This is a genomic window from Acinetobacter sp. ANC_7504, from assembly GCF_056779995.1.
Genome location: NZ_JBWYIZ010000014.1, coordinates 16,622 through 40,233, shown reverse-complemented (window position 1 = coordinate 40,233; position 23,612 = coordinate 16,622). Strand labels below are relative to the sequence as shown.

The 23,612-nt window shown below is 39.7% G+C and carries 21 protein-coding genes, 1 other RNA gene and 1 pseudogene; 9 read left to right on the top strand and 14 right to left on the bottom strand.

Features of this window, described 5'->3' with window-relative positions; genetic code table 11:
• Nucleotides 1-33 precede the first annotated feature (33 nt).
• Nucleotides 34-432, bottom strand: coding sequence for an outer membrane protein assembly factor BamE (locus AC1M9F_RS12935; RefSeq protein ID WP_092768200.1), 399 nt, complete (start codon nucleotides 430-432; stop codon nucleotides 34-36).
• Nucleotides 433-544: 112 nt separating this feature from the next.
• Here AC1M9F_RS12935 and fur point away from each other — a divergent pair, with 112 nt between their 5' ends.
• A complete protein-coding gene (fur, locus tag AC1M9F_RS12930; RefSeq protein ID WP_035267453.1) occupies nucleotides 545-982 on the top strand; it encodes a ferric iron uptake transcriptional regulator in 438 nt (145 codons plus the stop codon).
• A 55-nt stretch (nucleotides 983-1,037) separates the two neighbouring features.
• Here the strand turns inward: fur and AC1M9F_RS12925 are convergent, their stop codons facing one another.
• Both AC1M9F_RS12925 and AC1M9F_RS12920 read right to left on the bottom strand, forming a co-directional pair.
• On the bottom strand, nucleotides 1,038-2,162 hold the full coding sequence (locus tag AC1M9F_RS12925; RefSeq protein WP_481597968.1) for a PilT/PilU family type 4a pilus ATPase: 1,125 nt from the start codon (nucleotides 2,160-2,162) through the stop codon (nucleotides 1,038-1,040).
• Between the two features lie 34 nt (nucleotides 2,163-2,196).
• Entirely contained in the window at nucleotides 2,197-3,234 is a 1,038-nt protein-coding gene (locus AC1M9F_RS12920) for a type IV pilus twitching motility protein PilT (RefSeq protein ID WP_092768204.1), read from the bottom strand.
• Nucleotides 3,235-3,356: 122 nt separating this feature from the next.
• On the opposite strand from AC1M9F_RS12920, the gene AC1M9F_RS12915 reads away from it, so the two are divergent.
• Complete coding sequence (locus AC1M9F_RS12915; protein ID WP_035267462.1) at nucleotides 3,357-4,043, top strand: YggS family pyridoxal phosphate-dependent enzyme; 687 nt, start codon at nucleotides 3,357-3,359, stop codon at nucleotides 4,041-4,043.
• Nucleotides 4,044-4,159: 116 nt separating this feature from the next.
• Nucleotides 4,160-4,957, top strand: a complete 798-nt coding sequence (locus AC1M9F_RS12910; protein WP_180028750.1) for a thioesterase family protein — start codon at nucleotides 4,160-4,162, stop codon at nucleotides 4,955-4,957.
• Nucleotides 4,958-5,001: 44 nt separating this feature from the next.
• Here the strand turns inward: AC1M9F_RS12910 and AC1M9F_RS12905 are convergent, their stop codons facing one another.
• The 3 genes from AC1M9F_RS12905 to AC1M9F_RS12895 form a co-directional block, all read right to left on the bottom strand.
• Nucleotides 5,002-8,601 (bottom strand): AAA family ATPase, encoded by a 3,600-nt coding sequence (locus tag AC1M9F_RS12905; RefSeq protein WP_481597967.1) that lies wholly within the window; start codon nucleotides 8,599-8,601, stop codon nucleotides 5,002-5,004.
• 9 nt (nucleotides 8,602-8,610) lie between these two features.
• Nucleotides 8,611-9,858: an exonuclease SbcCD subunit D gene (locus tag AC1M9F_RS12900; RefSeq protein WP_481597966.1), complete on the bottom strand. Its 1,248-nt coding sequence runs from the start codon at nucleotides 9,856-9,858 to the stop codon at nucleotides 8,611-8,613.
• Between the two features lie 95 nt (nucleotides 9,859-9,953).
• Complete coding sequence (locus AC1M9F_RS12895; RefSeq protein ID WP_481597965.1) at nucleotides 9,954-10,727, bottom strand: hypothetical protein; 774 nt, start codon at nucleotides 10,725-10,727, stop codon at nucleotides 9,954-9,956.
• 725 nt (nucleotides 10,728-11,452) lie between these two features.
• Here AC1M9F_RS12895 and AC1M9F_RS12890 point away from each other — a divergent pair.
• Both AC1M9F_RS12890 and AC1M9F_RS12885 read left to right on the top strand, forming a co-directional pair.
• Entirely contained in the window at nucleotides 11,453-11,905 is a 453-nt protein-coding gene (locus AC1M9F_RS12890) for an ABZJ_00895 family protein (RefSeq protein WP_481597964.1), read from the top strand.
• A gap of 64 nt (nucleotides 11,906-11,969) precedes the next feature.
• Nucleotides 11,970-12,881, top strand: a complete 912-nt coding sequence (locus tag AC1M9F_RS12885; protein WP_481597963.1) for a TIGR01777 family oxidoreductase — start codon at nucleotides 11,970-11,972, stop codon at nucleotides 12,879-12,881.
• On the opposite strand, the gene thiO is transcribed toward AC1M9F_RS12885, so the two are convergent.
• Together thiO and hemB are read right to left on the bottom strand one after the other, a co-directional pair.
• Nucleotides 12,878-13,984 carry a glycine oxidase ThiO gene (gene thiO, locus AC1M9F_RS12880; protein ID WP_481597962.1) on the bottom strand — a complete coding sequence of 369 codons (1,107 nt, stop codon included), beginning with the start codon at nucleotides 13,982-13,984 and terminating at the stop codon, nucleotides 12,878-12,880. The genes AC1M9F_RS12885 and thiO overlap by 4 nt on opposite strands.
• Nucleotides 13,985-14,184: 200 nt before the next feature.
• Entirely contained in the window at nucleotides 14,185-15,195 is a 1,011-nt protein-coding gene (hemB, locus tag AC1M9F_RS12875; RefSeq protein ID WP_180000234.1) for a porphobilinogen synthase, read from the bottom strand.
• A gap of 108 nt (nucleotides 15,196-15,303) precedes the next feature.
• Here hemB and AC1M9F_RS12870 point away from each other — a divergent pair, with 108 nt between their 5' ends.
• The gene (locus tag AC1M9F_RS12870; RefSeq protein ID WP_180028745.1) at nucleotides 15,304-15,801 is read left to right on the top strand and encodes a thioesterase family protein; all 498 of its coding nucleotides are present in this window, start codon (nucleotides 15,304-15,306) and stop codon (nucleotides 15,799-15,801) included.
• A gap of 52 nt (nucleotides 15,802-15,853) precedes the next feature.
• Here the strand turns inward: AC1M9F_RS12870 and glpK are convergent, their stop codons facing one another.
• Nucleotides 15,854-17,338, bottom strand: coding sequence for a glycerol kinase GlpK (gene glpK / locus AC1M9F_RS12865; protein WP_481597961.1), 1,485 nt, complete (start codon nucleotides 17,336-17,338; stop codon nucleotides 15,854-15,856).
• A gap of 132 nt (nucleotides 17,339-17,470) precedes the next feature.
• Between glpK and ssrA the strand changes: the two genes are divergently transcribed.
• Nucleotides 17,471-17,831, top strand: a transfer-messenger RNA (tmRNA) gene (gene ssrA, locus AC1M9F_RS12860).
• 96 nt (nucleotides 17,832-17,927) lie between these two features.
• Here ssrA and AC1M9F_RS12855 read toward each other — a convergent pair.
• Nucleotides 17,928-18,678, bottom strand: a pseudogene (locus AC1M9F_RS12855) (tyrosine-type recombinase/integrase); the annotation flags it as partial.
• Nucleotides 18,679-18,938: 260 nt separating this feature from the next.
• Here AC1M9F_RS12855 and AC1M9F_RS12850 point away from each other — a divergent pair.
• Both AC1M9F_RS12850 and AC1M9F_RS12845 read left to right on the top strand, forming a co-directional pair.
• Nucleotides 18,939-19,379 (top strand): transposase, encoded by a 441-nt coding sequence (locus tag AC1M9F_RS12850; protein ID WP_481590774.1) that lies wholly within the window; start codon nucleotides 18,939-18,941, stop codon nucleotides 19,377-19,379.
• A gap of 3 nt (nucleotides 19,380-19,382) precedes the next feature.
• On the top strand, nucleotides 19,383-19,496 hold the full coding sequence (locus AC1M9F_RS12845; RefSeq protein ID WP_416224330.1) for a hypothetical protein: 114 nt from the start codon (nucleotides 19,383-19,385) through the stop codon (nucleotides 19,494-19,496).
• A gap of 178 nt (nucleotides 19,497-19,674) precedes the next feature.
• Here AC1M9F_RS12845 and AC1M9F_RS12840 read toward each other — a convergent pair whose 3' ends face one another.
• From AC1M9F_RS12840 to AC1M9F_RS12825, 4 genes are all read right to left on the bottom strand, one after another.
• Nucleotides 19,675-20,394: a PqiC family protein gene (locus AC1M9F_RS12840; RefSeq protein WP_081403296.1), complete on the bottom strand. Its 720-nt coding sequence runs from the start codon at nucleotides 20,392-20,394 to the stop codon at nucleotides 19,675-19,677.
• Nucleotides 20,381-22,030 (bottom strand): PqiB family protein, encoded by a 1,650-nt coding sequence (locus AC1M9F_RS12835; RefSeq protein ID WP_481589476.1) that lies wholly within the window; start codon nucleotides 22,028-22,030, stop codon nucleotides 20,381-20,383. The genes AC1M9F_RS12840 and AC1M9F_RS12835 overlap by 14 nt, the downstream gene beginning before the upstream one ends.
• Nucleotides 22,031-22,123: 93 nt before the next feature.
• Nucleotides 22,124-22,858 (bottom strand): paraquat-inducible protein A, encoded by a 735-nt coding sequence (locus AC1M9F_RS12830; RefSeq protein WP_481590812.1) that lies wholly within the window; start codon nucleotides 22,856-22,858, stop codon nucleotides 22,124-22,126.
• 35 nt (nucleotides 22,859-22,893) lie between these two features.
• The gene (locus AC1M9F_RS12825; protein ID WP_481597977.1) at nucleotides 22,894-23,526 is read right to left on the bottom strand and encodes a paraquat-inducible protein A; all 633 of its coding nucleotides are present in this window, start codon (nucleotides 23,524-23,526) and stop codon (nucleotides 22,894-22,896) included.
• Nucleotides 23,527-23,612 lie beyond the last annotated feature (86 nt).

Below are 23,612 nucleotides of genomic sequence, written 5' to 3'. Positions count from 1 at the left end.
CTCTTTGAGGGGTTTTCTTTTATGTCTAATTCTTTATAGTGGTGGCGCGTTCAAAATCGCATCTTTCGAACCTGGTAAACCAGGTTGAGTTTCTGGGATAGTTTCTAAACCTTCGATTTTATTCACGACGCCAGAACCATCGAAATATACTTTTAGATGCTGACCTTGAGTTGCAGGAATATTTGCTTTTTTAGCATATGTACCTGGGGTATAATTGTAGATGTAATCCCAACGTAAAGGATTCAAAGGATCTGAAATGGTTGGGCTACCAAGTAAAAAACGAACTTGTTGGTAAGTCATCCCGACTTGAATTTTTGAAGCTTGCGCTTGGGTTAATGGTGTTCCTTGAGGAATATCAACTTTGTATACACCAAAGACAGAACAACCACCCAGTAAAGAAGCGACGAATAACGTCAGCATGATTTTTTGCATTTTGCTACACTATCCCAAATTAATTATGATGCAATTGATCCAAGGATAGATCATACTGCATCTCAACTCTGTTGCATATTCCAACTTAAAATTTGTTGAGAGACCTTTTTATATGCCTATTTCAAATCAAGATTTACGCAAAGCTGGACTTAAAGTTACCCTTCCACGAATCAAGATTTTGGAATTATTAGAAAATTCAAGACAGCATCATTTGAGCGCGGAAGATATCTATAAGACCTTACTTGAGCAGGGCGAAGATGTCGGTCTAGCAACTGTATATCGTGTGTTAACTCAGTTTGAAGCTGCTGGTATTATCCAACGTCATCATTTCGAGAATAATCACTCTGTATTCGAAATCATGCAAGATGATCACCACGATCATATGGTCTGCCAGAACTGCAACAAAGTTGTTGAATTCCACAATGATTTGATTGAACAAGAACAACATAATGTTGCTGAACAACTTGGTTTTGTTTTAACAGGTCACTCTTTGAATTTATATGGTTATTGCGATGCGCCTGAATGCCAAGAAGCATACCGTAAAAAATAAATCTTGATTGCATTAAAAAAGGAGCAATGATTGCTCCTTTTTTATTCACTATTAATTAATCATCTTGACCATCAAAAGTGAGGCGGGGGCCAGAATTCAACAGATAGTTTGGATCTTCTTCAGAGAGTTTGATTTGTAAGCGTAAATCGTTGGCAGAGTCAGCATGACGTAATGCTTCGTCATAAGTGATTTTCTTAGCTTTATATAAGTCAAATAGCGCTTGATCAAACGTCTGCATTCCAATTTCACGGGAACGCTTCATGACTTCCTTAATTTCATGAACTTCGCCTTTACGCACTAAGTCTGAAATCAGTGGAGAATTGATTAAGATTTCAATTGCGGGATGACGTGATTTTTTATCAGGAGTCGCAATTAACTGTTGTGCAATGATTGCCTTCAAATTAAGTGAGAGGTCCATAAACAGTTGGCTGTGACGATCTGTCTCAAAGAAATGAATAATACGATCTAAGGCTTGGTTGGCATTATTTGCATGTAAAGTCGCAAATACTAAATGACCTGTTTCAGCAAAACTAATCGCATAGTTCATGGTTTCACGTGAGCGGATCTCACCAATAAGAATAACATCAGGTGCTTGACGGAGTGTGTTTTTCAGTGCAATTTCAAAGGAGTCTGTATCAATGCCAACTTCACGTTGAGTAATGATACAGCCTTGATGTTGATGAATAAATTCGATTGGGTCTTCAATGGTAATGATATGACCTTTAGAATTTTGATTACGATGACCGATCATTGCTGCAAGCGAAGTCGATTTACCTGTACCAGTAGCACCTACAAATAAGATGATCCCGCGCTTAGTCATTGCTAAATCTTTAAGTACGGGCGGTAGTTTCAGCTCATCAATACTTGGAATGACAGTTTCAATCCGACGTAAGACCATGCCAGGTTGATCACGTTGCTGAAAAGCACTGACACGAAAACGTGCAGTTTTATCACGATTGGCAATAGCAAAATTACATTCGTGTGTTGCAGCAAATTCAATTCGTTGTCTTTCACTCATAATCGAGTGAATCAATTGCCCTATGATTTCACCAGTGAGTTTTGTTTTAACTACAGGCACAATTTCACCATTAATTTTCATTGATGGTTCAATATCTGCACTGATAAATAAATCTGAAGCCTTGCGCGCAATCATCATGTCGAGCAGGTCATTAAAATCCATTTTGATTCCCCTAAATCAAATGACGTTCACTTTTTTATAAAAATGATTCTGGTTGTTTAGCCGCAGTACGTGCAACTTGCGGGGTAATAATGCCTTTCGCGACAAGATTTTTGAGACTTTGATCGAGAGTGGTCATGCCATAATTTGCACCGGTTTGTATTGCAGAATACATTTGTGCAACTTTGTTCTCACGGATGAGATTTCGAATCGCTGGAATTCCAATCATAATTTCGTGAGCAGCTACCCGACCGCCACCTGTTTTCTTCAAAAGTGTTTGAGAGATGACGGCTTGAAGCGATTCAGAAAGCATGGCACGAACCATGTCTTTCTCATCGGCAGGAAACACGTCGATAATACGGTCAATTGTTTTTGCGGCAGATGTGGTATGCAGTGTTCCAAACACCAAGTGACCAGTTTCCGCAGCAGTGAGTGCAAGTCGAATGGTTTCGAGGTCACGCATTTCACCGACGAGAATAATATCTGGATCTTCACGCAGTGCAGAGCGTAGCGCTTCATTAAAACCATGTGTGTCACGATGCACTTCTCGCTGGTTAATCAAACACTTTTTGGATTGGTGCACAAATTCAATTGGATCTTCGACGGTTAAAATATGGTCGTAACGGTTGTCGTTAATGTAATCCATCATCGCCGCAAGCGTAGTCGATTTACCTGAACCCGTTGGTCCTGTGACCAAAACAATTCCTCGTGGATAGGCGCAAATGTCTTTGAAAATTTGCCCCATGCCCAAGTCTTCCATAGAAATCACTTGAGAAGGAATGGTACGGAATACCGCGCCAGCGCCACGATTTTGGTTGAATGCGTTGACACGGAAGCGTGCTACACCAGGTACTTCAAATGAGAAATCGGTTTCTAATTTTTCTTCATAATCGCGACGTTGTTTATCATTCATGATGTCGTAGATTAAGCGGTGTACTTCTTTGTGTTCTAAGGCTGGTAAGTTAATACGACGAACTTCACCATCAACACGAATCATCGGTGGCATTCCTGCAGAAAGGTGCAAGTCAGACGCCCCGTTTTTCACTGAAAATGCCAGTAATTCTGTAATATCCATAAATTCCCCGAACGCATTAAAATCGTAATTATTTTGATAGAATAATAAGGCTTTCCTACAGCTTAACCAACAGTTAGCGTGCAAGAAAGTAAAAAAAGATGAATTAACTGAGATAGCTATACATGATGAGTCTAGAGCAAGCGAGAAATAGTGTCATTCAACAAATTGAACAAGCCTGTGAAGTTGCTCAACGACAATCTAACGAGGTTAAACTCCTTGCTGTTTCCAAAACGCATCCAGCGGATATTTTGAGAGAAATGTATCAGACTGGTCAACGAGCATTTGGTGAGAATTACCTGCAAGAAGCATTAGATAAAATCAAAGCGCTGAATGATTTAGACATCGAATGGCATTTTATTGGTCATGTACAACGCAATAAAACCAAACAGTTGGCTGAACAATTTGCATGGGTGCATGGGGTTGATCGCTTTATTATCGCAGAGCGACTCTCTAATCAACGCACAATCGAACAGGAGCCTATCAATATTTGTCTTCAAGTGAATATTGATGCTCAAGAAAGCAAAGATGGTTGTGCAGTTTCAGAGGTCGAAGATCTGGTTGCTCAAATGAGCATATTACCTCGACTTCGATTACGAGGATTAATGGTCATTCCAGCACCTGGCAATGTAGATGCACTCTATGATGCCAAGACACTTTTTGATCAGATGAAAGAGCATCATGCACATCCTTCTGATTGGGATACCTTGAGTATGGGAATGTCGGGTGATTTACAAGATGCGATTAGCGCTGGATCGACTATGGTTCGCATAGGGACGGCCTTATTTGGGGCGCGAGATTACTCAAAATGATTGGATTCAGTCTGCACTGAACTTTCGGGTTCAGTCGCTGTCATTGTAAATACAACTTTTTATGTATAAAAATAAACCAATATATTTCACATAATCATAAAACAGGGAAGAATTGGATGAGTTCGTATTATCAGCTTTTAGAACGAAAAGTGTGTGATGATGGATCAGTACTGGCTAAGTATAAGTCGACTATACATGCTCAAGGTGCATGGAATGCGCACGAACAGCATATGGCGCCCGCAACAGGGATTATTTGTGCAGAGTTGGATCACTTTTCTGCTCGGTCTGACCTACGGATTGGACGTATAAGTTTAGATATTTTGGGCCTGATACCCGCTGGGGAGTTTCAAATTGAAACTCGAATTATTCGACCTGGAAAAACCATTGAATTGATCGAGTCGACCATGTCTGCACATGGTAAAAGCTGTATTCAGGCACGTACTTGGCGAATGATGATGAGTGATACTCAGGCAGTCGCAGGATTAGAAGATCAAAAAGTTGCTGATCCTGACGAGGGGATCTTATGGGAAGAAATTAGAAACTGGCCTGGAGGCTATATTCAATCACTTGAGGCACGCCGTTTAGATCGACGGGCAGGCAAGGGCATTGTATGGCTAACCAATCCTTATGACATGGTTGAAGGACAAATACATTCAGACTTTGTGAAGTTGATGGGAATGGTCGATACAGCGAATGGAATTGTCACACGACAAGGTTGGCCGTTTAACTATACTTTTCCAAATTTAGATTTACAGATACATCTCTATCGTATGCCAATAGGTAAGTGGCTAGGTCTGGAAACAGTGCAACAATATGGTGATGACGGTATCGGGTTAACTTCATCTATTCTTCATGATCTGAACGGACCTTTTGGACGAGCTGAGCAAATTTTAACTTTAAGAAAACTGGCTTAGATTAAAGCCGTCATTTGACGGCTTCAACTTTTTATCATTAATCATTAACCGACAATATTAATGGTACTGGCACCTGCACCTACAGGTTTGACCTGAATCTGTACTGGAATGCGTTCATGCATTTCCTGTACATGCGAGATCAACACCACTTTACGTCCCTGACTTTGTAAATGATCTAAGGCATTCATCACCATATGTAGTGATGCAGGATCGAGCGTGCCAAAGCCTTCATCAATAAACAGTGATTCAAGTTTCATTGAACCTGATGCCATGTTAGCAATCGCTAAAGCAAGGGCTAAAGACACTAAGAAAGTTTCACCACCTGATAAGGACAACACAGGTCGAACTTCGCTGTTCATATCTAGGTCAATAATGGCCAAACTTAAACTGTCAGGAATACGATGCAACTGATAACGTGGCGCAAGCGGCTGTAATTGCTGATTGGCATATTCCACCAAAATATCTAAATGATGCTCTTGAGCAATCTTTTTAAACTTGGTGCCTTCCTTATGCCCAATCAAATCGTAGATACGTCCCCAACGATATTCTTCCGCCTTGATTTGTTCTATTTGGCTTTGATACTTAGCATAGTTGGCTTGATTGGCAGCATTCATACGTAACTGAGTTTCTGTATCGGTGAGTGCTTCTTGTTGAGCGAGCTTTTCCGTTTGCAAGTTCGCAAGTCGCTGCTCGAGCATGCTGAGATCATGTTCAGGCTGATGTTTTAAATGGGCTTGATAACGTTCTTCTAAAACTTGCCAAGCGGTTTTGGCATTCTCTAAAAGTTGTCGCTGCGTATTTAACTCATGGCGTATTTGTTGATGTTGGGCTAAATCAATGCTTAACCATGTTGTGATTTGATCTGTGGTCACGGTCGGATGGCTCAGTTGCCATTGCTGAATAGCCTGTTGTACTTGCTGTAATGCCTGTTCAATATGATGTAAATCACTGAGCAACTGCTGCTGTTGTAAATTGGCTGCATTCAGCTGTTGTTCAGCATGTGCAGTTTTACTGCGTTGTGCATGAACCTCATTGGCATGGGCGACAGCAGTTTCCTCTAAATGTTTTTGCCAATCCGCAGCATAACGGTAGCTTTGACCGGCATAGTCTTGGGTCAGTTCCGCAAGTTTCGAGCGTAACATTTTGCCTTGCTCAATCAGTTGTTCAATCTGGTGAGTCAGGTGTTGTTCGTGCTTTTGCGCTGCTTCAAAGCGCAGCGTCATTTTTTCAAGTTCCTGCTGTGCTTGCAGCAGTGATGTCTCTACCTGTTTTTGCATGGTGAGCAATGCAACACGTTGCTGTAGCTGCTGTTGTAATTCAGCAACCCAATGTATTGGCATGTCTTGCTGATAGCGAGCAGGCAGTAACTGCACAATGGGTTGAATACCTTGATCAAGTTGCACACGACGTTGAATATTCAATTGTAATTGCTGTTGTTGCTGTTGCTCCTTACGCCATTGCTCAAGCAATTGACCAAGTTGTTGTTCTTGTGCCTGTTGTTGTTCGATATGCGATTGCAGTGTTTCGATCTGCTGCATTATGCGCTGCTGTAACTGAATCGGGTCTGCCGTGTCGAGATCTAAACCCAGTTGTTGTAATGCTGCTTGAATATGCACGATCTGTTGCTGAGTCGACTGCGTCAGCTGTTGCACACGTTGTTGTTGTTGTTCAAGTAAGGTCTGTACTTTGGATTGCTCAATCTGGGCTTGCTGTACCTCACGATTGAACTGTTCCAGTTGTTGACGAGCCTCCTGTAATTGCTGCTCGTGTAGTTGCAATAAACCTTGTTCTAAGCGTTGCTGACTTTGTAAAAACGGATGTTCATGGCTCCCACAGACCATACACGGTTGATTGGCTTTGAGCTGTTCACGTAAATGCTGCACGTTTTCGCTATGCAATAGACGCTGTGCCTCCAAGATGCTTTGTAGCTGGGTATAGGCGGCTTCTTGTGTGGCTTTTTCGCTCAAGCGTTTTTCAAGGGTCTGTTGAATAATCTGCAGTTGCTTTTGTTGTTCAGCGATTGAGCCTGTCAGAGTTTGTATTTCACTGACATGGTTGATGACTTGCTCAAGCTGCTGCTGTTGATGTTGCAGTCGTAATACCGTGCTTTGGTGCTGTTCACGCTGTTGTTGGATGTTTTTCAGCGATTGTGTCAAAGCGTCAAGACTTTCATGTTGAGCCACATAGCTTTGCAGACGTTGTACAACGGTTTGCTGTTGTTGTTCTAAAGTTGCGAAGGATTGTTGTAATAGTTCTGGCTCTTGTTGATGAAGCAACTGATATTGCTCTACATAGTGTTGTAGCGCCTGCAAAGTACTTTGTGGTTCTTGGTCAAAGCATTGTAAAAATTGGCTTTGGGTTAACTCAAAGTTGATTTGTTGCTGTTTATTTTGCCAAGCCAATACGCTGGTCTGTTGTTGTTCCACAGCATGTTTTGACTGTTCTAATTCATTGAGAACAAGCTGATCTTTATCTGCACTGAGTTTTTTATACTGTTCAGAAATACTGTGAATGTCATGATCCAACTTTAAGCCTTGTTCAAGATGAGGCTTAATATCCAAACGTTGCTGCTCAAATTGCGCTTGGGCATGTTCATAGGCCTTTAAGCGCTGTTGTTCAGTAGTAGCTTGTTGTTGTAAAGAGACAAACTCAGCTTGAAAGGCCAGTTGTTTTTGTTGCACCTCAAGTTTTTGTGGTTCTAAACGTGCACGCTGTACATATTGTTCACGAATGGCTTGAAATGCATCAAGCTGTTGTAGCAATTGTTGTTGTGCTGCGGATTTATTTACGGCATCAAGCTGAACTTCATAAATCTCTTTTTTGCCATGGACTTCAGCATACAATTGATCACGCTCAAGATACCATTTACGTTCATTTTCAAGCAGCTTTTCTGATTGTGCCAAATGTACGAGTTGTTGTTTTAACTGCTGATGTTGTTGATTTAAGGCTGCAAGTTGTTCTTCACTCAGAATATCAATATGACCGAGTTGCTTTTCTAAATCAGTACGTTGCTGTTTAATTTCACTAAATTTATCAGCGGCTTTTTTACTGACTTCACTAAAAATTTGCGAATTGGTTAAATATTCGAGTAAGTCTGCACGTTCATGGTCTTTGGCTTTTAAAAATGCACCGACTTCAGACTGTGCTAACAGGACTGCACGGGTAAATTGCTCAAAACTGAGACCAATCAGCTTTTCAATCAGTGGCGTCACTTCCGAGATTTTTTGCGTTAAGGTCGCGCCATCATCTAAACATTGAACAAAGCGCTCGACTTTTAAATTGCCATCAACTTTTTTACGCGCACGGCTAATGTCCCACCGCGCCAAATAGCGTTTACCATCAAGGGCAAGAAATTCAAGTTCAGCAAAACCAGCGGTGGTACCACGACGCAGAATATTCTTCGAATCTTTAATTGAAATGTCTTTACCGCCTACATCTTTCATGCTGCCAGCTGCGCCACGTAAACGTGGGATTTCATCGTACAAAGCTAAACACATGGCATCGAGCAGCGTCGATTTTCCTGCACCTGTTTTACCAGTAATGGCAATCAGACCTGCTTGAGCCAATGGCGCTTGTTCAAAATGGATATGTTGTTCACCGGCTAAAGAGGCCAAGTTGTTTAAACTGAGTCGAATAATTTTCATGACCTGTCCTTAGTGCGCTTTTTGATCCAAATCGTGTTGTGCCGCTTCAAGCAAAGTTAAGAAATCACGCTTCACCGATTCATCCTGCTCATAGCCCATTTTTTCCCACAAGCTTAAAAATAATTTTTCAGGGGTGGGGGGCGCTAAATCGACTTTGTGACTTTCATCGTTTTGCTCCGTTACTTTTTGATAAATTCGAGCTATACGCAGTAAACGATAACGATTTGGTGGCAGTGCCAGTTCAATCTGCTGACGTAAGTCTACAGGCGGTGGGGCATCGGTCGTATATTCAATCTCTAGAAAATGTCGTGCATTGAGATTGTCAATTTCGCCTTTTGGCAGGGCATGTACCGTAGTGATTAATTCAGACAAGGGTTCACGAATTCGAATCAAATCCACGGTACGTGGAATAACGTGCGCTTGATATTGAAAATGATTTTGTTCATCAGCTTCGGGGTCAATGGTGACTTCAACCACTTGATGTTTATAGTTGCGTTCACTAAAAGACAGTGGAATAGGTGAGCCACTGTAGCGAATATGTTCCTCTCCAACTTTTTGCGGTTTATGCAAATGACCGAGTGCCACATAATCAATCACATCATCAAATAATGCAGTGGATAAAGCCTCTTCGTTACCAATCACAATCGGACGTTCGGAATCTGAGGTTTCACCGCCTTGCATATGGGCATGTGACATCAAAATTAAGGCTTGATTGGGTTGTTTACGCGCTTTAGCTTCCGCAATAAGTTGTTGGTGTAAATAGGCAATCGCATTTTGGCTGTTGGTGGTATTTTCATTTAAGCCTGTAATTTCGGCACTGCGTAAATAAGGCAGGGTTAAGCACCAAGCAACGATATTTTTATCAGCATCATAAATAGGTACCAACAAACGATCGAGATCAAATTCACCATCCTGTTTGCCAATAATACCGACCGCTTTGGCATTGAATTTCGCTAGAAAAGGTTCAACCTGTTCAATGCGGTAACCGGAATCATGATTACCTGCGATCATTAAGGTTTGCATATGCGGGGCAATGGCATGGGCATCGGTGAGAAACTGGTATAACTGTTTTTGAGCAGATGATGCAGGATTGACCACATCAAAAATATCACCGGCAATCAGCAGGGCATTCGGTTGTTTTTGTTGAATTTGCGCAAGTAGCCAATTTAAAAATTGTGTGTGTTCATAGTCACGATCATGATTGTGAAAAAATTGCCCCAAATGCCAATCTGAAGTATGAAAAAAACGCACTGCCATTACCGAACCCCAAAACATCTCAATTGTCATCTTATCCAATATCGGACTTTAAAACATCGAAATTTTTAACATCTCTATAAGACAGCTTTTAATCGCTATTTTTTATTCGATTTACTCTTTTTTCGTCTTTTTCTCTTGTTTCTATTTTTGATTCTCGAGTTGATCGAGATTTGCTTATGAGAAGAGGATGCATGCAGTTTAGCTGCTGTTAACGATTGATCTACTTTATGATGAAAAAAAGATTGGATGACTAAGGGTACCAATAGAATGCTTAGCCAAATACTCATATTGATGGGAATTATTTGATAGATATAATTTAAAGAATAGACTGAAACCGTAAAAATGAGTGCAAACCAAGCTTCTGTTTTAGAAATTTGATCTTCTGAAAAACGTTTGATATGGATCAGCGTATTTTGTTTGACATCTGAAAAATAAGAACGCGTGTATTTATTGGGAAAATAGCTGAGAAGCAGCATTAAGTTTTGAAAAAGATATAAAGACGATAAACCGAGTAAAAAATATTGAAATAATAAAATTAAACGCTCAACCCAACGATGCTCAGATGTAATATCGCCCTGTGAATAAAGTTCTATAATTTGATCAATAGACAAAATTAAAATTGAACAACAAGTAAAGAAACTCAGTAGAAAACGGCTTAAATGATGATGCTTAATTTCAAAAAAGGCATGTACAATCGAATAGAGTAAAAATATTAACAAGATTATTGTGATGAATGTCGATAATACTGTATCAACACCAAGCATCTGTTTTTCGAAAAACCAATAGCAAATTCCAAGTGCGAATAAAAAACTAAGCCCTTCACCAAAAGGTGTGGTTAAACTCTGATGATGCTCTACAGAAAAAATCATTAAGTAAGCACCAAGATAGAAATAGACCCAAATTATTAATGGATTCGAGCTAGAACTCTGTATAGAAATAAATGAAAGTGCACTCAGAAATAGACTTAAAATTGAATAAATTAAGATTTTTTCTTTATTTTTAATGATTTGATAACTTTGATAAAAAACACCACAGAGTAAACTGATGATTGTAAGCGGTATGTGAAATTGATGATTAAGAAAAGCTTTAAGAAAAACAGTGCAATAGCAAATTAATACGATACCGATAAGAAAGCGAGTGAAGGGATAATTCAATACATCCCAAAAGTCTGATTTAAAATTTAGACGTTTTTTTAGACTAATTTTATGTTTAATTTTTTCTTTATACATTGCGACTAGGATTTATTCTGATTGTTATCTCATCTTTATGGATAAAAGTATATTTAGAAAATTTATTAAGTTCAAAAATAAAGCCGACGATTCGAGTGATGTGAAATCGTCGGCCAAAATACTTCAGTCATTCAAATTTAGGCTGCTAAACTAAATTTTTCTGCAAGAAGCATGATTTATAGGTCTCATTGGGGTATAAGGTCACCGTGTATCATTGCGGATGCCGGTGCAATGACTACGCGGTTGCTACTGACCTTGTACCTTATATAACGCATAAGGTTGTGATTCGGTTGACAAGAAAATTAAAAATATTTGATTTATTTTCGGTTATGCTTTGTGACAGGAATTTATTGCGTCTGAGAGTTATGGTTTCTTTAAGAAAATATTTTTTATGGTTCTTTTTACTTTGCTTAGGATTAACGCTGGTTGCAGGTATTTTGGCAGCGTTATTGCCTTCGGCAATTGCAGGAATAGTCACTGCACTTCCATATTTAATTGCGATGATTGTTGTTTTATATAAATTTATTGATCAACAACAACGTGCACCTTCGGATAAAGAACGTAAAAAATTCACATTAGGTTTTACGTTGATCTTTTGGGGCTATAACTTTCTTGGTGTTTTTTTAAGTATTTTATTTTTTTCGAGAAAAGACCCTGAAATTTGGCAGAACTTTTTACTCTATGTCCAAAATTCCAGTTTCTTAAGTCTCAGTGTAATTATGATTTTGATGCTAGCGATACCATTATATTTAATTACCTTTTGGTTTTATGGTCCACAAGCGAAGCGCATGGCGAATAAATTGGTGGTAAATAAGTAATCATGAATTGAGCTCAAAGGCATCTTTCACCATGATTGAGAGATCAGATCATAAGAGTATTGCTATGTATCATCCTTGCGTTTTGGTTACTGGTGCAACAGGTTTTATTGGGTCTTATTTGGTTGCATATTTGCTAGATCAAGATTATCAAGTGATTGGTTTAAGCCGACAGTCCAATCCAAAAATGAAGCATCCACGTTTGACATGGGTTCAATCTTTCGATGATATCCAACACGCTCAAATTGATTATGTTATTAACTTAGCGGGTGAAAGTATTGGTGATGGTCGCTGGACACAAAGGCGAAAACAAAAACTCATCGACAGTCGGGTGAAGACGACCGATGCATTATTTCATTATCTGCTGACCCATCAGCAACATCCCAAGCGAATTATTTCTGGTTCTGCTGTGGGGTATTATGGTATTGAACCTGATCAAGAATGGTCAGAAAAAAACAATGAGCAGGGATCATCTCAACCGATCTTTATGTCCGAACTTTGCCAAGAGTGGGAGAGGTCGGCTCTCCAACACAAAAATCAGTTTGATATTAAGGTCATTCGTTTAGGCGTGGTGTTTGGGCATGGCGGAGGAATTTTACAACAATTACTCTTACCGATTCGATTTAATCTGGTAGGTAAAATTGGTTCAGGTCAGCAGCCCTTAGCATGGATTCATATTCAGGACGTGATTAAGGCGATTGAATTTCTGATGTTGAATGACACTCCAAACGAAGTTTTTAATTTCGTTGCTCCTGAACAAACGAATCAGGTGTATTTTGTTCGCACCGCAGCAAAAATTTTAAACAAGAAACCGCTTTTAAGTCTGCCTGATTCATTGTTTAAAATCATGTTAGGTGAGCAGTCTCAATTGGTTTTAAATGGACAATACGTTATACCAGAAGCACTTATTCAAGCAGGTTATACATTTCAGTATCCAGAACTCAAAATGGCGTTGGAGCAACTACTTCCATCACATTAAACTTGAAACTTCAAAGATGGGTCATAGGGGCTAGGATCAACGAGGGTGGTCTGATTCAGCATGAGTTGTCGTAGTAACTGCGCTGCAGCTGGCCCCATGCATAAACCATTTCTAAAATGACCAAAATTCGCCCATAAGTTTTTCATTTCAGGCATTAAACCGATATATGGAATTCCATCAGGTGAGCTAGGTCTCAAGCCTGCCCATTGTTGCACAATCGGGAAATTTTTAAGTTCAGGTATGAGTTGAATGCATGCTTGGTAAATGGATTGTTGTGTTTTCAAATTTGGGCGATGTTCAAAACCTAATTCCGCCATACTGGAACCACAGACGATATGGCCATCTCGACGTGGAATCATATACATGACCTTGTACATACACATCGTGGGTAGCCAGTTTTCAGGGGTTTTGAATAGGATCATCTGCCCCTGAACAGGTTGAACAGGGATATTGAAATCGAGTTGTGATGCCCAATGTGCCGACCAAGCTCCAGTAGCGATAACATACTGATCAGCTTTAATTTGATGTTGATCATGCAGAACAATGGATTGCACTTGCTGATTTTGAATCAGTAATTTTTCTACCCACTTATGCTCGATAATCTTTACTTTTGAATGTGATTTAAGATAAGTCAGAATAGACTTTAAAAGACGAGGATTACGAACATTAGACAATTGTGGAAAATGCAAAGCCTGCTTGAAAGTATTAGAAACTCGTGGATTCAGATTTCTTAATTGAGTCTCGTCGAGTAAATCGCAATGCTGCATTGGCTCGTTATATTGCGCCTTATAACTGAGTCCAATCTCAAAATCATCTTCATCAAAAATTAACATGCCTGAATCGTGAATTTCGAAATCAATGCCACTCAATGGTTGAATTTTTTGATTCCAAGATTGATATAACGATTTACCATGTTGTGCCAATTGATTGACTGCTTTGGGATAACGCCAAGGATACATAGGTGACAAAATACCACCACCTGCCCAAGATGCAGCTTTAGCTGCTTGTTTTTGATCAATGAGGGTAATTTCACAACCTTGTTCGATTAATTCAAGCGCTGTTAGTAAGCCGCTAATTCCACATCCAATGATGGCAACGTGCATTTTTATCCACCTTCAAAATGACGGGGTGTATTAGACCATATTCAAGCTCTAATCGTGCAAATAATCTCAATGATGTAAAGAGATCGATGAGATGTAAGATGTTAAATGAGTGAGTTAAAAGTTGGGTCTCGAATACAATGATGATGATTGTAGTAGAAAAAAAGCGCTTTATGTAAAAGCGCTTTTGATTCAATAGTGTATTACAGATCTTTAAGCATTTTTGCAGCATCTTCAGCAAAATAGGTCCAAATTCCATCTGCACCAGCACGACGACAGCTCATCAATGATTCTAAAATCACACTTTCAGAAAGCCAGCCGTTTTGGATTGCTGCTGCCAACATGGCATATTCACCACTCACTTGATAAACAAATGTTGGAATGCCAAATGTGTCTTTAACTTCACGTACAATATCTAGATATGGCATCCCTGGTTTTACGATCACCATGTCTGCACCTTCTTGAATATCTAGTGCAATTTCGTGAAGAGCTTCAGCTCGGTTTCCTACATCCATTTGGTAGTTATACTTATTACCACCTTTTAAATTAGATGCTGAACCCACTGCATCACGGAAAGGACCATAGAAGCTTGATGCATATTTGGCAGAATAAGCCATGATATTGGTATAAATATGACCATTTGCTTCAAATGCTTGACGAATCGCAGCAATACGACCATCCATCATATCACTCGGTGCGAAAACATCGGCTCCTGCTTCTGCATGGCTTAAACCTTGTTTAATCAGACACTCAACAGTTTCATCATTCAGGACATAACCTGTTTCATCGATGATGCCATCCTGACCGTGTGTTGTATAAGGGTCTAAAGCGCCATCAGTGATGAGTACCATTTCTGGTAATTCTTTTTTTAGAAGACGGACAGTGCTTTGAACTAAACCATCATCTCTCCATGCTGCTTCAGCAGTTAAACTTTTGTCTTCTTGTGGGGTAACTGGGAATAAAGCTAATTTAGATACACCTAATTCTAAAAGTTTTTCAGCTTTGTTTAACAACAAATCAGCTGAAAGACGGTGAATATTTGGCATACTAGGTATTTCTTGGGTTTGATTTTGACCTGGTAGAACAAATACCGGATAAATGAGATGTTCAGCAGAAAGATGTGTTTCTCTCACCATCGCTCTGAGTTTGTCATTTTTTCGAATACGGCGCATGCGTGTTGCAGGAAAAGCAGGGCGATTAAACGTATAAGTCATCACAATCTCGATGTTTGGTATTTTACTTGGGTCTAATTGTAGCCCCCTTAAGGCGGTTTTTGGGAAAATGCTGATGGTTTTTTCTCATGATGTTAATTTGAGTTTTGTATGAACGATTCCCAAAAAAAATGGATGGGTAACCTCCATTTAGGTGCTAAACCAGATCTTGAAGTGGTATTAAATCAACTCACTCAAGTATTTAATACCTCTCCTTATTTCGCTTACAACGAAATGAAAATGCGTGTCGTAGAAGGTGAAATCCAAGGTTATATTGAGATGAAACCTAATCTCATTGGTAATATTTCTTTCCAAATTTTGCATGGCGGTGTAGCGGCAACATTACTCGATAGTATTGGCGGGATTGTTGCAATGGGCGAGCTTTACAAGCGTGCAGAGCCTGATATGCTGCCTGAAACTTTAAAGAAAGTTTCACGTTTAGCAACAGTGGATATGCGAGTGGATTATTTATCACCAGGGCGCGGAAAGTATTTTATTGCCACTGCTGAAGTCCTACGCATGGGTCGTAAAGGTTGTACGATGCGCATGAATATGGTGAATGATGAAGGTAAAGCAATTGCAACAGGTATTGCTTCATACGCATATTGAAAAATCTATGTATCTCTTATAAAAAAACCGCCCTTGTAGGCGGTTTTTTATACTAAACATCTGATCTTGAACGTTTTAACGCACTATTCCATTGATGTAAATGAAATTGACGTTGATCTTCAGACATTGTTGGCTCAAAGGCTTTTTCCAATTTCCATGATGCCGCAATATCAGACGGATTTTTAAATACACCTGCAGTTAAACCTGCCATTGCCGCAGCTCCCCAAGCCGTTGACTCCAAAAGTTGCGGTCTTAACACAGGAACATTCAGTAAGTCGGCTTGAAATTGCATTAGCATATCATTTTGACTCGCACCACCATCTACACGTAATTCTTTTAAAGGGTTTCGAATATCAGATTGCATGGCATTCAAAACGTCAGCGACTTGAAATGCGATTGATTCGAGAGCTGCTCGCGCAATATGTGCTTTATTTGTCCCTCTAGACATACCGCATAATAATGCGCGGGCATCCGTATCCCAATGAGGTGCTCCTAAGCCTGTAAAGGCAGGAACAAGTACGACACCATCGGTACTGTTAACTTGACACGCCAATTGTTCAACTTCTTGGCTACTTTGAATAATTCCAAGTCCATCACGTAACCATTGTACAATTGCACCAGCCATAAAAACACTACCTTCAAGCGCATACGAGGTGTGTTCTTCGCATTGCCAAGCTAAAGTGGAGAGGAGTTGATTTTGACTCAGTTGAATTTGATCACCTGTATTGAATAACATAAAGCAGCCAGTACCATAGGTGTTTTTAGCTGAGCCTACGTCAAAACATGATTGACCAAATAACGCTGATTGTTGATCACCTAGAATCCCTGTAATTGGAATTTCTGCACCTAATAGACCTTTGGCTGTATTGGCAATATGGCAATCAGAGGCTACGATTTTGGGTAGTATTGCTTTTGGGATGTTAAATAGTGCGAGTAACTCGTCGTCCCATTGCTGAGTATGCAAATTCATTAACATGGTTCTTGAAGCATTAGAGACTTCAATTACATGTTCAGCACCTTGAGTGAGATTCCAAACTAACCAACTATCAATGGTGCCAAAAGCCACTTCGCCTTGTTCCGCACGAGCTCTTAAACCATTAATATTTTCAAGTAACCACACTAATTTTCCAGCACTGAAATAAGGATCAATGCGGAGTCCTGTGGTGAAATTTATCTTGGTTTGTAAGTCTTGTTGAATGAGGGAATTACACCAATCACTCGCTCTGCGATCTTGCCAAATAATCGCAGGGGCTAGAGGTTCACCAGTTTTTTTATCCCAAATCACTGTCGTTTCGCGTTGATTGGTTAGGCCTAAAGCTTTGATATCTTTAGGCAGTAATCGCGCATCAGCAATTGCTTGCTGTACCACTGCGATTTGTGAGCTCCAAATCTCTTGTGCATTTTGCTCTACCCAGCCTGACTTTGGGGTTCGTATTTTAGTTTCTCTTTGAGCTGTTGCATGAACGTTTCCATGTTCATCAAAAATGATCGCACGACTTGACGTCGTCCCTTGATCCAGTGCAAGTAAATAACTCATAAAATATGCAATTTTGAACTTGAAAAAAGGGATTTTATCTCAATTATTGAAATAAGCGCATGTGTATGTGTAATTGTTGTGAAATTAGAGGTCGTATTTTCAAACTTTTATGCTATGATTGCGTTGTACTTTGGGGATGTTCCTGGCTTCGACGCTGGTGATGAAACTCATAGATGCATGCCGAGAGCGCATTTTCTCTCGTAAATAAAATTTGCATTTTAAATAGTCGCAAACGACGAATCTTACGCTCTAGCTGCCTAAGGGCAGCTTGTCCGCATCTCTGAATACTTGTGGTTAGAGATCCCGACTGAAGCGCACGCACACAAGTCCGTATAACATCAAGCCTTGGGGTGTTGTACTAAACTTAAAGGATCGCTCTCTTAACCCTGTTCGTCGGGTCTTTGAGGGTTAAAACAATAGACGATATCTAAGCATGTAGTAATCTCGAGTGTAGTGCTTGCGGACGCGGGTTCGACTCCCGCCATCTCCACCAAAATTCTTGTTATAAATCAGCCACTTTTTTAAGTGGCTTTTTTATTGCTACATATTTGCCACATTTTCACTCCAGGTGATTTTGATTTCGAAGTTTTTAAGCTGCACTTGCCACGCTGAGTTTCGTAATTTCTTGCCAGTTCTATATTCATGCAACCATTTAAAATAGCGTTTGATCAGCATGTGTAAGCTATGCCTAAGTTGATCAGAGACAAACATTGGATTTAGACATCCATGAGCAACATCATCACATAAGTATGTCTCGCATTGTATGCAGGGCGATGACGTATAGAACACGATTTCATTGCTTCTACAAGACGCTCTCTCGGTGGTTTTTCATTAAATAATGATTCCTTCATCTTGGGACATAGCATTACATAATCTGTTTGGTAGCCTTGATCCTTTTTAAATTGAAGCAAAGCTTTTAAAGCCAAAGTCAAGCGTTCATTCAAATAGGCCTCACGAGAAGTATGTGTTTTGGTCACTTTCTTTTCTAAACCACGTACATGACTTTTGTTAACTTTGAATGTGCCATTGAACCAGTCAATAACACTTTTTCTGAGCGCAATCATTTCTGAAGGTCTACAGCCTGTCCAAAAAGCAAATTCAAAATACTAGCGACAAAATTTATCCTCATCATGTAAGCTTTTGTCGAGCCAAGCTAGTAAGGCTTCCATCTCCTTACGTGTGAAGGGGGCAGGTATTTCTGCCTGAACCTTACGATTCTTAATTGTATACATAGGATTTGGAGAAATCAGATTATGCTTAACAGCCAATTTAAATACCCCGCTTAGCGTAGTTGCACAGTTATTAAATGTTTTCGCTGTTTGAAAATCACGATCGATGATAGATCTGTTTCATAAATCACAAAACGATCTATCTCTTGCTGATTATTTGTACCGAAAAATTTAAAAATCCATACATAATTTGCGGACTAAAATCATCAACTGAAAGAAACTTTTTGATACACATTTCAAGCGATACACAGGCATCTTATAGTCAACCATTGATTTAATGGTTGAACTACTAAAAATGCTTGTGCCTGCTAAAGGTAGACTATCCAAGTTAAGTGAAGAAAATCAGGCTTTACTCCGTCTGAGCTATTGGCGTGTCAGAGCCTACTGCTTCACAAATCTTCCACGATGTAGATGATTGCCTGATCAAGTCCAATCTATTTAATTTACCCGAGAGTCTGCCTGAAGGCGAAGGTATCGACTGGAACGTGGTGATCGTAGATGCCACAGAAACTCCAACACAAAGACCTAAAAAACAGAAGAAAAGCTATAGTGGCAAGAAGAAGGCACATACATTTAAAGTTCAAGCCATTATCTATTATAGAACACAGCAATTTCTGAGTTTATGCACGAGTCGTGGTGCTGTACATGATTTCGAGCTTTTCAAACGCAACTTGAATCCGATTCCTAAAGGTGCTTTTATTCATGCAGATGAAGGCTATCATGGAATCTATGCAATGTATCCAAATAGCTCATTGCCTCTAAAAGCAAAGAGATGCTGCAAACTAGATCCCGAGCTAAAAGTTTACAATTGAGAAATCAATAAAAGAAGAATTGGGATTGAACATGTATTCGGCAGTTTGAAAGCCTTCAAAGTCCTTGCGGCGCGATATCGTAATCGAGTCAAAAGACTAGGTTTAAGATTCAATTAAATTGCTGGAATCTATAACATGGAACTGCATAAAAATGAATTATGAAAGAATTCTATTGTTGAATGTCTTTATCTAAAAAATTATATACCAATTTATCAAAGATAGATGTTTTAAATACAACTCAGAGCTTTGCTGTATTCAAAACAGATTCAAAAGAAATCTCAAGTTTTTATGAAAATTAACTACATACCCCACCAGTAATCGGCTGATTCCTATTTTCTAAGTGCTTGACTGAACTTGCAATACTGATTGAAAGTTGATCAATGGCTTTTTGCGAAACAGTGACTAAAGTGTTTAAGTCTTTATTTTTTTGTGGAATTTCTTCATAAAAACTCATCCGACAACTGAGTTGATGACGTTGAGGTAATGTTTGAGCGTTTTTGGGTATGGATAAGGGGCGATTAGGATCATCATATCTTAAAGTCCAAGTCGCATTCATGAGCATAAAGCGTTGCTGATTTGATTTTTCGATGAAATCAAAGTTAGAAAAATCTAAGGCAATTCGATAAGCTGCTTGTCCACCAGTCATACCACTATTATAACGATCCACTGCACCTAATGTTTGCTGTAAACGCGCAGAAACAGCATCTCTCAATTCAGCCGATAAAGTAGATGTCCAACGATCATCGAACAATACTTTAGCCTGCCCATTTTCTTGTTGAATTACCAATGGAATTCGGTTTAAACGATCGGATAATCCAACAGGAAGCACCTCAATCATCCTCACTTTTAGATTTGACGAAGATGATGTTAGCGTTTGAGTGCTCAATGAATAGAACTTAGGCGTAGGGGATGAAGAGCACCCACTGACGATGAGTGCAAACAAACCAACACTCAAGCTTGAAAGGACTTTTAGGTAGCAGCGTTGCTGAGATTTCAATAATTTATTCTCTGTCATCTTTCTTCGGCTCCGCTGTTTTTCCACGAATCAATGACTCAGGATTTTGTTCTATTTGATCTGCCATTAACTGCAATGAAGCTGCGGCACGGGTAATTTGTTGTAAAGCACGACGTAGATCTTGTTGTAATGGTGCATCACTTGCCAAGATGGTTTCAGAAGACTGAACTGTTTTACGAACATCATCCAAAGTGGCTTGTAAATTAGGCGCAACTTTGCCATCCAGTTGATCGACCAAACTTTTTGAAGATCGTATAGTTTTATCTAAGTTTGCCAAGGTTTGACGAACGTCCTGACCAATTTCAACCAATGGAAATTTAGATACATTATCGGCGATTTGGGACACTTGTGCTTGAAGGCCTTTTAATTCTGTAGGAGTTGTTGGAACTTCAACTACACCATCATTTCGACGGATTGCAGTGGCATATTTAGCTTTAGGGAAAAGATCAAAGCTAATGTAGTTTTGACCTGTAAGTAAATTGCCAGTCCGCATTTGAGCTCGCCAACCACGCTCAACAAATTGTTTGAATACTGTACCTTGCGGGTCCAACTCATGACCACCAGCAATACGTGAAGGATAAACTTCAGCATCAACACGCATTCGAATTTGCGAGTGATTATTGTAGAACTCAGTGTTGATTTTTTTCACAGTACCGACTTCGACACCCATGAAATCAATTGGAGCTCCTACTGATAAACCTCGCAATGACTCATTGAAATACATTACGATCCGTCTTGGATTAAGATCAGGCTCTTTAAGCGCAAGCTTTTCAGAGTCAAATAATTCAAATTTCATTTTATTCGGAGCAGGAGCTGCATCAGAATTTTCAGGATAACCAAATGCGATCCCTCCCGAAATGATGCTTGCCAAAGATTGTGTGTTTAAACTAAAGCCCGAAGCATTCAAATTGACATCTACACCACTGGCTTGCCAGAAACGCGCATCTGTGGTGACAAATTTGTCATAAGGTGACTTAATGAAAGTTTGAAGTTCAACGCTTTTTCCATCATCAGCCAGTTGGTAAGAGGTTACTTGTCCAACGTTGATTCTTCGATAATAAATAGGTGAGCCGAAATCGAGCGAACCTAAATCTTGTGCCTTTAAGAAAAAGATTTTTCCAGGAACATCGGAAGTCACGACGGGTGGAGTTTCTAGCCCTTTAAATGAAGTGGTTTTGACATCTGATTTACCGCCATCTACTTCAATATATGCGCCAGAAAGTAAAGTATCGATACCTGAAACCCCACTTGCACCAATACGTGGTCTCACTACCCAAAAACGTGAATCTTCCGTAGCAAAATTACTGGCATCTTTCCGAAGTTCAATTTTAGCAATGATATGAGACCGATCTTCCGAAAGGTCAATTTCACGCACTAGACCTACATTAACTTGACGATAACGAACTGTAGTTTTGCCAGCTTCAATGCCTTCTGCAGTCCTAAAAGAAACCTCAATAACAGGACCAGTATTCAAATACGCCTTGAGAGCTAATGAAAATGCAATGAGTAATGCCACAATTGGAATAATCCAAATGAGAGAAGGTTTCCATTTGCTACGTTTCTTATCAGGTACACCGACCTGACTCAGAACTTGTTCATCATGAGGATGACCATTACTCGATTGGTTTTCTGACATAGTTATTGATCTTATTAAATCGTAATGTGGTTGTTGTTTGTACGCTTCATCATATGAAGATCAAGCAAGAAGTGAAAGGGTTTTATGTAAATCTCAATGTTCTGTAGCGTCATTTTTTTTTTCATGCTGACTCAGAATTGAAACGTAATAGTTGTCCCAAATGATTCTAGGATCAAAACTCAGTGAGGCTAACATGGTCAAAACCACAACTGCACCAAAAGCGACTGCACCTGTGCCTGCTAAAATAGTTGCCAATGATTGAATTTGGATTAGTGCTGCTAGCATGGCGACAACGAAAACATCAATCATTGACCAACGGCCAATAAACTCCACGACTCTATACATGATCGAGCAATGCTTCGGTGAGAGGTGAATTTTTTTTGAGGCTTGTAAATGTACAGCACTGAGCAGGAGAGCAAGGATGACCAATTTCAGTAGTGGAATAAATATACTGGCAATAAAAATAACGGACGAAACGAAATAGTCACCACTTTTCCAGAAATAGATGACTCCACTCATAATAGTGTCTTGTTGACGACCAAGAATAGATTCTGTAATCGTCATCGGTAAAACATTAGCTGGTATATAAAGAATACTTGCTGCAATTAAATAAGCTAGAGTTCGTTCTAAACTTCGGGTTTTACGGGTATGTAATGGGCTATCACAACGAGTACAGCGGGATTTTCGTGCTTGTTCCATGGCAGACAAGGACGTCATGCGGTTGAGTGTTCCACAGCAATGACAAAGTGTGAGCTCAAGATCAATTGCACGCGGTGCAAGCGTTTCTAATGAGACAGATTTCTGCATAGGGTGTGGCGAATGCTTCATCTGATCGGGTTGATTCGTATGAGTGGAAGTAATGGTCATGAGATTTGATTTCCATCAATTACGCTCCATAGATCCTTGATTTTGATTGATACTAAATAGACCAACAAAACACTTAAAATGGCAAATGCCCATAAGGCAATTCCAGGAATCACAACCACCATCCCCACTAATTTCACCAAGGTGACCAAAACGCCAATCAGAAAGACTTCAACCATTCCCCAAGCTCTCAGTTGAAATAGTGACCGTAATGCGAGTTTAAGTGATGCATACTGTTGGGTTGCAATAACATTTTTATTGAACATTGCCATCAAAAGAATATATCCCATCAGAAGTAAGTAGGCCAAAGGGACAACAAAAGTGGTCATCAGAATAAGAAAGCCTACAAAAGCACGATCAGCCTCGAACATTGCCCAAGCCGCACCCAATAATGTGGTTTCTGAATAAATGCCTTGGAGTTCAACTTTGACAATTGAAAAACTATTGGCAATCGCAAAGATAATTAATGCAGTACAGACTAAGGCCAACAGTGTGTTAAATTTTGGAATTTTACGATAGAGCTCGGAACCGCAAGCCGAACAATAGGCACGTTCATTCTTATATAAATCGGATTTACGAAAGAGCGTATCGCACTCTTCACAAGCAACATAATTTTGATTGATTTGCACCATTCTTAAATCAGGGTCGCGTTTAGAATCCGATACAGTTTCTACATTCGTTTCAGACATCGTTGTCTCAACTTTTTCATCAATATTCT

Bases quoted from the DNA above. Each gene is read 5' to 3' on its own strand.
- AC1M9F_RS12910 (WP_180028750.1), top strand. From the start codon at position 4,160: ATGAGTTCGTATTATCAGCTTTTAGAACGAAAAGTGTGTGATGATGGA.
- AC1M9F_RS12835 (WP_481589476.1), bottom strand. From the start codon at position 22,030: ATGTCAGAAAACCAATCGAGTAATGGTCATCCTCATGATGAACAAGTT.
- AC1M9F_RS12830 (WP_481590812.1), bottom strand. From the start codon at position 22,858: ATGAAGCATTCGCCACACCCTATGCAGAAATCTGTCTCATTAGAAACG.
- hemB (WP_180000234.1), bottom strand. From the start codon at position 15,195: ATGACTTATACGTTTAATCGCCCTGCTTTTCCTGCAACACGCATGCGC.
- AC1M9F_RS12885 (WP_481597963.1), top strand. From the start codon at position 11,970: ATGTATCATCCTTGCGTTTTGGTTACTGGTGCAACAGGTTTTATTGGG.
- AC1M9F_RS12920 (WP_092768204.1), bottom strand. From the start codon at position 3,234: ATGGATATTACAGAATTACTGGCATTTTCAGTGAAAAACGGGGCGTCT.
- fur (WP_035267453.1), top strand. From the start codon at position 545: ATGCCTATTTCAAATCAAGATTTACGCAAAGCTGGACTTAAAGTTACC.
- glpK (WP_481597961.1), bottom strand. From the start codon at position 17,338: ATGAGTTATTTACTTGCACTGGATCAAGGGACGACGTCAAGTCGTGCG.
- AC1M9F_RS12925 (WP_481597968.1), bottom strand. From the start codon at position 2,162: ATGGATTTTAATGACCTGCTCGACATGATGATTGCGCGCAAGGCTTCA.
- AC1M9F_RS12870 (WP_180028745.1), top strand. From the start codon at position 15,304: ATGAACGATTCCCAAAAAAAATGGATGGGTAACCTCCATTTAGGTGCT.
- AC1M9F_RS12900 (WP_481597966.1), bottom strand. From the start codon at position 9,858: ATGGCAGTGCGTTTTTTTCATACTTCAGATTGGCATTTGGGGCAATTT.
- AC1M9F_RS12890 (WP_481597964.1), top strand. From the start codon at position 11,453: ATGGTTTCTTTAAGAAAATATTTTTTATGGTTCTTTTTACTTTGCTTA.
- thiO (WP_481597962.1), bottom strand. From the start codon at position 13,984: ATGCACGTTGCCATCATTGGATGTGGAATTAGCGGCTTACTAACAGCG.
- AC1M9F_RS12905 (WP_481597967.1), bottom strand. From the start codon at position 8,601: ATGAAAATTATTCGACTCAGTTTAAACAACTTGGCCTCTTTAGCCGGT.
- AC1M9F_RS12895 (WP_481597965.1), bottom strand. From the start codon at position 10,727: ATGATTTTTTCTGTAGAGCATCATCAGAGTTTAACCACACCTTTTGGT.
- AC1M9F_RS12825 (WP_481597977.1), bottom strand. From the start codon at position 23,526: ATGGTGCAAATCAATCAAAATTATGTTGCTTGTGAAGAGTGCGATACG.
- AC1M9F_RS12840 (WP_081403296.1), bottom strand. From the start codon at position 20,394: ATGACAGAGAATAAATTATTGAAATCTCAGCAACGCTGCTACCTAAAA.
- AC1M9F_RS12915 (WP_035267462.1), top strand. From the start codon at position 3,357: ATGATGAGTCTAGAGCAAGCGAGAAATAGTGTCATTCAACAAATTGAA.
- AC1M9F_RS12935 (WP_092768200.1), bottom strand. From the start codon at position 432: ATGCAAAAAATCATGCTGACGTTATTCGTCGCTTCTTTACTGGGTGGT.